An 11,544-nucleotide genomic window follows, 5' to 3' on the forward strand; every position below is an offset into this window, starting at 1 on the left:
GTAACCAAGCCGATGCAGCAGGAACAAATCGATGGTGGCGGAAATGCCGCCGCCGCAATAGGCGATCACGCGCTTGTCTTTGGCGATCCCCTGCGCGGCAAACTTCGCTTCGGCATCTTCGAGCGGGACGAAGGCCTTGGTCTCGGGATCGAGCAAGGTCGCCGCCGACACATTGCAACTGCCGGGGATGCGCCCGGGCCGGCCGTAGCGGCTGGGCTCCAGGCCTTTGTGGAATTGCGGACCGAGCGCGTTGACGACGATGGTGTTGCGATCGTCCGCGGCGGCGAGAACGTCCTTCTTGCCAACGAAAAATCCGGGCTTTGGCTTCGCCGTGAATTTCGCCGGCGGATACCCTTTCGCGGGTCCGGCTTCGATGGCGCGGCCCTCCGCTTTCCATGTGTCGAGACCGCCGTCGAGCACCAATGCATCGAAGCCGAGCGATTTCAGCATCCACCAGAACCGCGTCGCCCACATCGGCGTGCCGATCGAGTACAGCACCACGCGGCTATTGGCCGATACGCCGTGGCGGCCGAACGCGGCTTCGAGTTGTGCGACCGGGGGCATCATGAAGCGAAGCGTTGTGGTGGAATCGGAGAATTCGCCCTGCAGATCCAGAAAGTCCGCGCCCGGAATATGCCCGGCCTCGAAGCTGTGCCGTCCGGGAACCGCGAGATAGGGAACCTCGCTGCCTTCGGGCGCGGGTTCGAGATAGGTCGTGCAATCGAACAACCGAAGCTCGGGCCGGCCGAGCTGGCCCGAGAGTTCGGCTGACGTGATAAGCCCGTTGTGGCCGGACATGGCGCGCCTCCCTGTTGTTGTTTGGGTCATGCTAGGGTGCGCGATCGCCAATGGAAAGGCGGCCGGCTGGGGGCGGCCGCCCTTTGAATCCCGTAATTGCCGTCCAATATACCGGTCAGCCAACGCGCGGCCCCGCGTCTTGCTCGGGGCCTGAACGACGTAGATAAGATATTGAATAAACAGCAGAATAATTCCGATCCCGGAGCCGCGCACGCGCCTGCCACCGATCCCTTGGTGAATGTCGCCAAAACCTGATATTCGAGACGCCATGAACAAGCCCGAAAAACCGATTCAAAGCGACGCCGCCGGCCCCAGCGCCCGGCATCAAACCACGCAAGTCATGGTCGGCCATGTCGCCGTCGGCGGGGGCGCGCCGATCGTCGTGCAGTCGATGACCAACACCGACACCGCCGATGTCGAAGGCACGGTGGCGCAGGTCGCAGCGCTTTCGCGCGCCGGCTCCGAAATGGTGCGCATCACGGTCGACCGCGAGGAAGCCGCCGCCGCCGTGCCGCATATCCGCGACGGCTTGCGCAAGCGCGGCATCACTACGCCGTTGATCGGCGATTTCCATTACATCGGCCACAAGCTGCTGGCGGATTATCCCGCCTGCGCCGAGGCGCTGGACAAATACCGCATCAATCCCGGCAATGTCGGATTCAAGAACAAGCGCGACACGCAATTCGCCGACATCATCGAGATCGCGAACAAGAACGACAAGCCGGTGCGGATCGGTGCGAACTGGGGCTCGCTCGACCAGGAACTGCTGACCAGGCTGATGGAAGAAAACGCGGTCTCGCCAAACCCGCTCGACGCCCGCGCAGTGACGCGCGAGGCGATGGTGCAGTCGGCGCTGCTGTCGGCCGCGCGGGCGCAAGAACTCGGCATGCCCAAAAACAGGATGATCCTGTCGGCGAAAGTCTCGGCGGTGCAGGACCTGATCGCGGTCTATCAGGAACTTGTGCGCCGTTCGGACTATGCGATCCATCTCGGGCTGACCGAAGCCGGCATGGGATCGAAGGGCATCGTCGCCTCTTCCGCCGCGCTCGGCATCCTGCTGCAGGACGGCATCGGCGACACTATCCGCATTTCGTTGACGCCCGAGCCCGGCGGCGACCGCACGCTGGAAGTCCAGGTCGCACAGGAACTGCTGCAGACCATGGGTTTCCGCACCTTCGTGCCGCTGGTGGCGGCATGCCCCGGCTGCGGCCGCACCACCTCGACCACGTTCCAGGAACTGGCGCGCTCGATCCAGGATTTCATCCGCGAGGAGATGCCGGGCTGGAAGACGCAATATCCCGGCGTCGAGGCGCTCAACGTCGCGGTGATGGGCTGCATCGTCAACGGTCCCGGCGAGTCCAAGCACGCCAATATCGGCATCTCGCTGCCCGGCACCGGAGAAACGCCGGCCGCGCCGGTGTTCGTCGACGGCAAGAAGTTCCGCACCCTGCGGGGTCCTTCCATTGCCGCCGACTTCAAGGCGCTGGTGATCGACTATATCGACCAGCGCTACGGCGCCGGAGCGAAGGCGCCGGTGACCGCGGCGGAGTAAGCTTGTAGCCCGGGTGGCGCGAAGCGAAACCCGGGACGCCCTCACAAGCCGGTAACGTCGGTCCCGGATTGCGCTCCGCTTCATCCGGGCTACGATGGCTGAAAACGATGAGCCATCGGAGGACGCCCATGAGTTCGCTGTCCGGCAAGCAGGGGCCGCGCTACCGGCCCATCGCCGAAGAGAGAGAACCCTACGAGACCATCGCGGTGGAAAAACTCACCCCGATCATCGGCGCGGAGATTTCCGGCGTCGATATCGGCAAGCTGGTCTCCGACGATGCGAGGTCGAACCGTCAGATCGACGAAATTCATCGCGCGCTCGCTGAAAATCTCGTGATCTTCTTCCGCGACCAGCACATCACGCCGCAACAGCATCTCGCCTTCGGCCGCAAATTCGGCGAACTGCATATCCATCCCGCCGCGCCCCATGAGGACGGCGATCCCGCGCTGATGAAGATTTACGCCGACAAGGATTCGCCACGCGCCAATGGCGAGGGCTGGCATTCCGACGTGTCCTGCGATCTCGAGCCGCCGATGGGCTCGATCCTCCATATCAGGCAGTGCCCGCCGCGCGGCGGCGACACGCTGTTCGCCAGCATGTATGCGGCCTATGAAGCACTGTCTGTGCGTATGAAGACCTATCTCGAGGGACTCACCGCGCTGCATGACGGCGAGCAGGCCTATCGCGGGCTCTACGCCAATTACGGCGTCGCCGACCGGCAAAACTATCCGCGCGCCGAGCATCCGGTGGTGCGCACCCATCCGGTGACCGGCAAGAAGGCGCTCTATGTCAACCGCGGCTTTACCCGCCACATCATCGGCATCCCGCGCGACGAGAGCGAGGCCATGCTGGCCTATCTCTACCAGCACGCCGAGAACCCGCTGTTCCAGTGCCGCTTCCGCTGGAGCGAAAACGCCATTGCGTTCTGGGACAACCGCTGCGTCCAGCACCGTGCAATGTGGGACTACTGGCCGCATACGCGTTCCGGCACGCGGGTGACGGTGAAGGGGGAGCGGCCAGTGTGAGGGCGAGATGCGTTGACGCCCCGCCGCGCCCGCGCCAATCTCGGTCCGAAGCAAAACAAAACCTCGGAGGACGCCCATGCTCCGCGCAGAGGACAACAAATTCCTGACCGAAAGCGGCGCGGGCACGGGCATGGGCGAATTGCTGCGGCGCTTCTGGCTGCCGGTGCTGCTGTCCAGGGAACTGCCCGAGGCCGACGGGCCGCCGAAGAAGATCGTGGTGATGGGCGAGGAACTGCTGGCCTTCCGCGATTCGCGCGGCGTGGTCGGCGTGATCGATCAACATTGCCCGCACCGCGGCGCCAATCTCTGGCTCGGCCGCAATGAGGAGTGCGGCATCCGCTGCGTCTATCATGGCTGGAAATTCGACACCGACGGCGCTTGCGTCGACATGCCGACCTCCTACCCCGATCTCAACGCCAAGGACCTGATCCGGATCAAGTCCTATCCGGTGCGCGAATGGGGCGACATGATCTGGGCCTATATGGGTCCGGCGGCGCAAGTTCCGGAGTTGCCGGCGCTGGAGATGGCGCTGGTGCCGGCCTCGCACCGCTATGTCTCGAAGAAATGGCAGGACTGCAACTGGGTGCAGGCGCTGGAAGGCTCGATCGATACCGCGCACTTTACGTTTGCGCATCTGAGCTTCGAGAAAGAGGAACACGAAATCCTCGACATCAGGAAGCACTTTGTGAACCCGCTGACGCGGGTCGCCACCGATCATATGCGCTGGATCGCCGAAGACCCGCGCCCGGTCATCAAAATCAATCCGCATGAAGCCGGCCTGACGGTCGCCGGTGGGCGGCTCACCGGCAGCGACAATATCTACTGGCGCATCGCCCAATTCCTGATGCCGGTGCATGCCTATGCGCCGAGTTCGATGCCCGGCGAGAACATTTTTGGCCAGAGCTTTGTGCCGGTCACCGATACCAGTTGCTGGATCTACACCTATGCCTGGAACCCGGAACGACCGCTGACGCAAGCCGAGCGCGACGGCTATGACCGTGGCAATGGCGTGATGTCGGAAGTCGATGAGAATTACGTTCCGCTGCGCAACAAGTCGAACGATTATCTGATCGATCGCCAGCTGCAGAGGACCAGAAGCTATACCGGCATCAGGGGCGTTTCCGAACAGGACGCAGCCGTGCAGGACAGCCAGGGCCCGATCGCCGACCGCAGCCGCGAACATCTCGGGCCGACGGATCTGGGCATTCTGCATTTCCGCAAACTGGTGATGGACTGCGCCCGCGCGCTGCAGCAGGGTGAGGCACCCTCCCACCTCGCGCATCAGGACCGCTACGCCGTGCGCTCCGGCGCCTGCGTCACCAGCAAGGCCAAGGATCTCACCGCCGTCATGATCGAGCGGTTCGGCGATGCGGCGGGTTATGTCGGGCGTACGGGGCGGAACGCGGCGGCGGAGTAGGGGGCGCGAACGCTATTCCCTCTCGGTCGTCGCATCGATTGAACGGTAGCGATCAAACACAGTTGCGATGGCCTCGTCGCTTGCGAGTTTTCGCTCGCGCATTTCTGCGAGGCCGCGCCGCACGGCCGTTCGCTTATCATTGTTCGGCCGGAAAGGCTTGCCATTGCCACCTTCGTCCATGGATGCAGATTAGCAAATATCTATCCATTCGTCATTGCGAGCGTAGCGAAGCAATCCATCTCTGGGCTCAGCCGGACGATGAGTGGATTGCGTCGTCGCTTTGCTCCTCGCAATGACGGCTCGGGCATCACAACCGCACCCTCCGATACTCCCGGTTGCTGAGGCTCGCTTCCTCCAGATCGAGATCGCGCTCGATGCGGCGCCGGATTTCGTCGGTGATCTTGCCGTCGCGCAGCAGGACGTGGATGAATTTCCGCTCGGCTGCGATCAATTCCCGCGTCAGCGCGGTTCCCGTCGCCGACACATCATGCCTGTCGGGATCGAGCGACTGCGGCAACTGGTTGGCGCGGATCTCGTGGCGGGCGCGCAGCAGCTTGACCGCTTCGTCGGACAATTCACGATCGTCGGTCATGGCGTCGAGCGATTGCAGGGCGGCTGCCAGCGCCTCGCGCCGCGCCGCGATCTCCGAGGCATGCTCGGCGATGTATTCGTCGCGACCGGCCTGCGCGACGCCTAACCATCGCACCACCGGCGGCAGGCCCAGTCCCAGTCCGACCAAAGTGATGAAAATCACCCCGAAGGCGACGAACAGGATCAGGTCGCGATAGGGAAACGCTTCGCCGTTCGGCAGCGCAAGGGGCAGCGCCAGCGCCGCCGCCAGCGAGACCGCGCCGCGCACGCCGGTGAACGCGACCACGAACACCCAGCGCCAGGACGGCGCCGGATCACGCTGGCGCAGGCTTCTGCTCAACATGCGCGGCAGATAGGTCGCGGGATAGACCCAGGCGAAACGCGCGACAATGATGACGAGGGCGACCAAAGCGGTCGCGGCCAGGATATCGTCGAGCGGAAATGTTTTCGATTTCTCCAGCAGCGACCGCATCTGGAATCCGGTCAGGAGAAACAGCATGCCCTCGATCAGGTAGATGACGAGGTCCCAGAAGAAGATGCCCTGCAGGCGGGTCGCGGAAGAAATCCATAGCGGCCCGTTCCAGCTCACATAGAGCCCACAGGCCACGGTTGCGATCACGCCGGAGCCGCCGACATGTTCGGGAATCCAGTAGGCGACATAGGGCGTGAGCAGCGACAGCGTGATCTCGACCTGCGGGTCGCGGGCGCGGTGACGTGCCCTCAGGCTGAGCCAGCCGACGGCCAGGCCGAACAGGATTTCGCCGATCACGATGGCGGCGAACGTGCCGCTTGCCCTTGGCAGCGAGAACAGGCCGGTCGAGATCGCCGCCACCGCGAAGCGGTAGAGGATCAGCGCGGTGGCGTCGTTGGCGAGGCCTTCGCCCTCGAGCACGACCAGGATTCTCCGCGGCATGCCGAGCTTGCGGGCGATTGCCAGCGGCGCCACCACGTCCGGCGGCGCGACGATGGCGCCGAGCAGGAAGCCGACGCCCCAGGGCAGTCCGATCAGATAGTGCGTCGCGGCCGCGACCGCGGAGGCGGTGAAGATCACGCAGCCGACCGAGAGCAGGATGATCGGCCGCAGATTGGATTTGAATTCGCGCCAGCTCATGGCGACGCTGGCCGAATAGATCAGCGGCGGCAGCACCACCAGCAGCACCAGTTCGGGCGGCAATTGCAGCGACGGCATGCCCGGCACGAAGGCCAGCGCGATGCCGGCGAGCAGCAGCAGGATCGCCGGCGCGACATTGATTCGGCGCGCCAATAATGCCGTGCCGGCCAGCACGGCGAGCAGGATCAGGAAGATCTGAAATCTGGCTTCCATGGGCTCGAAATCCTTCCGCCGTCCGATTGGCGCGGAAGCCCGGCGAGGTCAATGCGGTGTCTTCACTCGCGCAGATCGTAGCGATACGATTTCGAGACGATCTGCCAGCCGTCGGCAAGCTTCATCGCCACCAGATAATCGGTGAAATAGCGCGGCGGCAGCTGGCAGCGCACCTTGATGAAAGCGGTGGACTCATCCGATCGGTCGATGGTGACGATGAAATCCTCGCGCGGCTTGCCTTCCGCGCTGGCCGACGGCCGCTTGCGCACGCGGTCGAGCCAGTCCGGCACGGTCAAGACCTGCAACTCGCCCTTCTCGAGCCAGCGCAGATCGGCGCTGGGATGAAAGATCGCCCCGAGCTTGTCGGCATTGCCCTCGTACAGGCCGTCGAAATAATGTTTGACCACGGCTTCGACGGTCGATCGGTCATGGCTCACGGCTGGTTCTCCCCGCTGACTGAAAACAGTTCCGGCAGAATTAAGCCACGGACCGGGCAAACGCGCCATGGGGTGCGTTGCATCATCCAAAATGTGATCGGCAAAGCGGCGAACCGGATCCATGCCCGGCCGACCAAGCAAAGGGGCACCGTGAGCCCCGTCGGCGTATTTCGTGACATAGTTCACAAGGCCCGCCGGGCGCTTCTGTTAGGCCGACCGGTGTGCTAGAAAATGCGAGGTTTCGAGAGCGTCATGACAAAACCGCCTGGATTTCCAGAATTATATCGATGGGTGGTTGCCGCCGCGCTGCTGCTGGTTTGCCAGCCGGCCCTTGCCGACAAGCGCGTGGCGCTGGTGCTCGGCAATTCCGCCTACCGAAACGTCGCGCCGCTGGCCAATCCGGTCAACGACGGCGCGGTCGTGGCGGCGACGCTGAAGGACGCCGGTTTTGACGTCGTTGATTTCCGCCAGGACCTTCCGGCGGCCGAGACCCGCCGCGCGCTGCGCGACTTCGCCGACCGCGCCCGCGATGCCGACATCGCCGTGGTCTATTATGCCGGCCACGGCATCGAGGTGGATGGCGGCAATTATCTGATTCCGGTGGATGCCAGGCTCGAGCGCGATACCGACGTCTATGACGAGGCGCTCTCGCTCGACCGCATCCTGATCGCGATCGAGCCGGCCAAGCGATTGCGGCTCGTGATTCTCGACGCCTGCCGCGACAACCCGTTCGCCAAGCGCATGAAGCGGACGGTGGCGTCGCGCGCGATCGGGCAGGGGCTCGCCAAGGTCGAGCCGACCAGCCCGAACGTCCTGATCGCCTATTCCGCCAAGGCCGGCTCGACGGCGGCGGACGGCGACGGCAAGAACAGCCCGTTCACGGCGGCGTTGTCACAGCACCTGACCACGCCGGGGCTCGACGTGCGCCGGGCGTTCGGATTCGTCCGTGACGACGTGCTCAGGAGCACCGGCAACCGGCAGGAGCCGTTCGTCTACGGGTCGCTTGGCGGCGAAGACGTGCCGCTGGTGCCGGCGCCGGCCAGGGTGGCGCCAGTTCCCGCGCCCGCCCCCAATCCGCAGGCCGAGGCGCGCCGCGACTATGAACTGGCGCTGCAGCTCGGCAACAGGAGTGCGCTGAACGCCTTCCTCGCGCAATATCCCGATGGCTTCTATGCCAACCTTGCAAGACTTCAGCTTGAGAAGATCGCCGCCGAGGAAGCGCGCGTCGCCGCGACCGAGAAGGCGCGGATGGCCGAGCAGGAGCGGGCGCGGCTTGCCGCCGAGGGTGGGCAAAAGGCGCAGCAGGTCAGGGCCGAGTCCGATGCCAGGGCCGCCGAACAGGCGCGGCTTGCGGCCGAGAAGGCCAAGCAGATTGCGCAGGAGCAAGCCGCGGCCGCCGAGCACAAACGCGCCGCCGCCGAACAGGCGCTGGCTGACAAGACCGTTGTCGACAAGGCTGGCGCCGATAAGGCGGCGGCTGCCACGCCGCCGGCCGCTGAAAAGGACAAGGGGACAGGGCTCGCTTCCCTCGATCCAGGCCCTCCGCCATCCGACATCACCAAATCGGTGCAGGCCGAGCTGCGCCGCGTCGGCTGCCTGACCGGCGCCGCCGACGGCGACTGGAACGCGTCCTCGCAGCGTTCGCTGACCTTGTTCAATCGCTACGCCGGAACCAGGCTCGATGCCAAGGTCGCCAGTGTCGATACACTCGATGCCGTCAAGCTGAAATCGTCGCGGGTCTGTCCGCTGGTCTGCGAGCGCGGCTACAAGGCCGATGGCGACCGGTGCAGCAAGATCGCCTGCGCCGAAGGCTCGTTCCTCAACGACGACAAAGAATGCGAGAAGCGGCGCGAGAAGAAGCCGGTCGCCAGGCGCGATTCCGATGAGCGCTCGACGCGCGCGGACCGTCCGGTTCGCGAGCGGCCGCGGCCCGAGGCAACCATTTCCCGGCCGAAAGCTGCCACGGGAAGTGGTCAGATCGTATGCGACTCGGTCGGCTGCCGGCCGGTCGCGCGCGGATGCCACCTCGAATACCGGACCCTCGCGCAGGGCGGCCCGCGGGAGGGCGGCGGCGGCAACGTTCAGATCTGTAATTGACGAAGTCATTCCGGGGCAACGCGCAGCGTTGATCCCGGAATCTCAAGGTTCCGCGTTCGCGCACGCGCGCCTGGGAATGACGGGGGGGTCAAATCGCGCTGGCCGCGATATTGACCATCAGCGCCAGCAGCGCGGTATTGAACACAAAGGAGATAATGCCGTGCACGGTCGCGGTACGGCGGATGGTCCGGTCGGTGATGCCGACGTCGGACACTTGCGCGGTCATGCCGATCACGAACGAAAAATAGACGAAGTCCCAGTAATCGGCCTCGTCATGCGGGTCGCCGCTCGGAAATTGCAGGCCGCCGGGCTTGGCGCCGCGATAATATTCATGCGCGTAGTGCAGCGAAAACTGGGTGTGCACCGCGGCCCATGACAGCGCGATCGTCGCCGTCGCCAGGATCAGTTGCGGCGCGCTGCGGTGTGTCCCGCCGAGTTCGAACACGATCGCGGCGATGCTGGCGAAGGCGCCGAGCGCCGTCAGCATCAGGATGACGAAACGGCCATCGTCCTGCATGATCGCGTTGCGCCTGATATGCGCCAGCCCGCTCCGCAGCATCATGATGTAGATGAGCAGCAGATACAGCGCCACAGAGATATCCCAGCCAAGCAACAGGCGCGTCACCAGCCGCAGCGAGGGCGGCAGCAGGAAAAACGCCACGATCCCGATCGCGATCGAAATGAAGGTGCGCGGCCGCGCATAGACCACGCGGAGCGGCGCCGGCAATTTCCGGAATCGACGAAGATGCTGCTCGAATTCCCCGCCGGCCATCGCGGTCAGTTGCTCCGTTCGGCGACGAACCGCGCGGCGGCGCGCAGCACGTCACCTTTGGCGCCGAAAATCGACAGCGCCGAATCGGCGCGCGCCAACAGGTCGCGCACGCGCTGCCGCGCGCCCTCGATGCCAAGCTGGGTGACGAAGGTGGTCTTGCCCAGCGCGGCATCCTGCCCGGTCTGCTTGCCGAGCGCCGCGGCGTCGCCTTCGACGTCGAGCAGGTCGTCGGCGATCTGGAAGGCCTCGCCGAGCGCGCGGCCGTAATCGTCAAGCGCCCGGTATTGCCTTTGGGTGGACTGGCCGAGGATCGCGCCGGCGATGCAGCCGAAGCGCAAGAGCGCGCCGGTCTTCATCTGCTGCAGGCGCGCGACGTCGACCGGCTCGCGGTCGCCAAAACGGCCCTCGCCGGCAAGGTCGAGGATCTGGCCGCCGGCCATGCCGCCGACGCCGGAAGCGCGCGCTAGCGCGCGGGTGAGCAGAAGGCGCACGTCGGCATCCCTGTGAATCTCGTCGCGGGTGATGACGTCGAAGGCGATCGTGAGCAAGGCGTCGCCGGCGAGGATCGCGGTGGCGTCGTCATAGGCCCTGTGCAGCGTCGGTCGGCCGCGGCGCAGGTCGCTGTTGTCCATCGCCGGCAGATCGTCGTGGATCAACGAATAGCAGTGGATGCATTCGAGCGCGGCGCCGGCCAGCAAGGCGGCCTCGCGGGGCACGCCGAAAACCGCGGCGCTCTCGACCACCAGAAACGGCCGCAGCCGCTTGCCCCCGCCAAGGCTCGAATAGCGCATCGCCCCGATCAGCCGCTTCGGCCGCACGATCTCGTCTGCCACGACGGCGTCGGACAACAGTTTCGCCATCAGCGCCTCGGTATCTTCGGCGGTCTGGTCCAGTCGTTTGGCAAATTCGGCGGTACCGGTCGTCATCAAGAGCAGCTCCAGATCGATTTCGGGCGGACAATCGTTGATGGCATCGGCTTCGTCAATTCCGGCGCCGGGGTCGCCGCGGCTCAAAAGCGCTGGAAAAATGGCGAATGATCGCAGCGATGTCGCTCGAATCGGTCCATTCTGGCCGCGCCCACCGCTTCGAGCCGGAAACATCGCTTTTGCGCATTGTCCGAATTTTGTCGCTGATGGTGCTGCTCGTGCTGCTGCTGCCGTATCTGCTCGTGCCGCTCTATCGCGCCGGCCATCCGGTCTCGACGCTGATGGTCTGGCGCTGGCTGAAAGGCGCGCCGGTGACGCGGCAGTGGATCGATTTCAACGCAATCTCGCCCTCACTGCCGCGCTCGGTGGTCGGTTCCGAGGACGCCAAATTCTGCAGCCATCGCGGCGTCGACTGGGACGCGCTGCAGGGGGTGATCGACGACGCCGAGGACGGAGAGGTGGTGCGCGGGGGCTCGACCATCACCCAGCAGGTCGCCAAAAACCTGTTCCTGTGGCATGGCCGCAGCGTCGTCCGCAAGACGCTTGAACTGCCGCTTTCGCTGTGGGTCGATTTCGTGCTGCCAAAGCAGCGGATCCTCGAAATC

General features: G+C 64.9%; 11 protein-coding genes. 5 read left to right on the forward strand and 6 right to left on the reverse strand.

Annotation, left to right across the window (positions count from 1 at the left end):
• Positions 1 to 798: sulfurtransferase (locus WCE35_RS18465; protein ID WP_424594771.1), on the reverse strand; the 798-nt coding region annotated here is incomplete at its 3' end.
• A gap of 268 nt (positions 799 to 1,066) precedes the next feature.
• Between WCE35_RS18465 and ispG the strand changes: the two genes are divergently transcribed.
• The 3 genes from ispG (at position 1,067) to WCE35_RS18480 (ending at position 4,792) form a co-directional block, all read left to right on the forward strand.
• On the forward strand, positions 1,067 to 2,350 hold the full coding sequence (ispG, locus tag WCE35_RS18470) for a flavodoxin-dependent (E)-4-hydroxy-3-methylbut-2-enyl-diphosphate synthase (RefSeq protein ID WP_424594772.1): 1,284 nt from the start codon (positions 1,067 to 1,069) through the stop codon (positions 2,348 to 2,350).
• A gap of 128 nt (positions 2,351 to 2,478) precedes the next feature.
• On the forward strand, positions 2,479 to 3,375 hold the full coding sequence (locus WCE35_RS18475) for a TauD/TfdA dioxygenase family protein (protein WP_424594773.1): 897 nt from the start codon (positions 2,479 to 2,481) through the stop codon (positions 3,373 to 3,375).
• Positions 3,376 to 3,451: 76 nt separating this feature from the next.
• On the forward strand, positions 3,452 to 4,792 hold the full coding sequence (locus WCE35_RS18480; RefSeq protein ID WP_424594774.1) for a Rieske 2Fe-2S domain-containing protein: 1,341 nt from the start codon (positions 3,452 to 3,454) through the stop codon (positions 4,790 to 4,792).
• Between the two features lie 12 nt (positions 4,793 to 4,804).
• Here the strand turns inward: WCE35_RS18480 and WCE35_RS18485 are convergent, their stop codons facing one another.
• The 3 genes from WCE35_RS18485 to WCE35_RS18495 form a co-directional block, all read right to left on the reverse strand.
• Positions 4,805 to 4,972 carry a hypothetical protein gene (locus WCE35_RS18485; RefSeq protein ID WP_424594775.1) on the reverse strand — a complete coding sequence of 56 codons (168 nt, stop codon included), beginning with the start codon at positions 4,970 to 4,972 and terminating at the stop codon, positions 4,805 to 4,807.
• Between the two features lie 127 nt (positions 4,973 to 5,099).
• The gene (locus WCE35_RS18490) at positions 5,100 to 6,707 is read right to left on the reverse strand and encodes a Na+/H+ antiporter (protein WP_424594776.1); all 1,608 of its coding nucleotides are present in this window, start codon (positions 6,705 to 6,707) and stop codon (positions 5,100 to 5,102) included.
• A gap of 62 nt (positions 6,708 to 6,769) precedes the next feature.
• On the reverse strand, positions 6,770 to 7,144 hold the full coding sequence (locus WCE35_RS18495) for a nuclear transport factor 2 family protein (RefSeq protein WP_424594777.1): 375 nt from the start codon (positions 7,142 to 7,144) through the stop codon (positions 6,770 to 6,772).
• 252 nt (positions 7,145 to 7,396) lie between these two features.
• Here WCE35_RS18495 and WCE35_RS18500 point away from each other — a divergent pair, with 252 nt between their 5' ends.
• A complete protein-coding gene (locus tag WCE35_RS18500; protein ID WP_424594778.1) occupies positions 7,397 to 9,241 on the forward strand; it encodes a caspase family protein in 1,845 nt (614 codons plus the stop codon).
• Between the two features lie 88 nt (positions 9,242 to 9,329).
• Here WCE35_RS18500 and WCE35_RS18505 read toward each other — a convergent pair whose 3' ends face one another.
• Complete coding sequence (locus WCE35_RS18505; RefSeq protein ID WP_424594779.1) at positions 9,330 to 10,013, reverse strand: DUF1345 domain-containing protein; 684 nt, start codon at positions 10,011 to 10,013, stop codon at positions 9,330 to 9,332.
• A 5-nt stretch (positions 10,014 to 10,018) separates the two neighbouring features.
• Positions 10,019 to 10,939: a polyprenyl synthetase family protein gene (locus WCE35_RS18510; protein WP_424594780.1), complete on the reverse strand. Its 921-nt coding sequence runs from the start codon at positions 10,937 to 10,939 to the stop codon at positions 10,019 to 10,021.
• A 206-nt stretch (positions 10,940 to 11,145) separates the two neighbouring features.
• Here WCE35_RS18510 and WCE35_RS18515 point away from each other — a divergent pair.
• Positions 11,146 to 11,544, forward strand: a 399-nt coding sequence (locus WCE35_RS18515; protein ID WP_424594781.1) for a transglycosylase domain-containing protein, incomplete at its 3' end; no start/stop codon positions are given.

This window comes from Bradyrhizobium sp. (assembly GCF_049691595.1).
Lineage (GTDB): Bacteria > Pseudomonadota > Alphaproteobacteria > Rhizobiales > Xanthobacteraceae > Bradyrhizobium.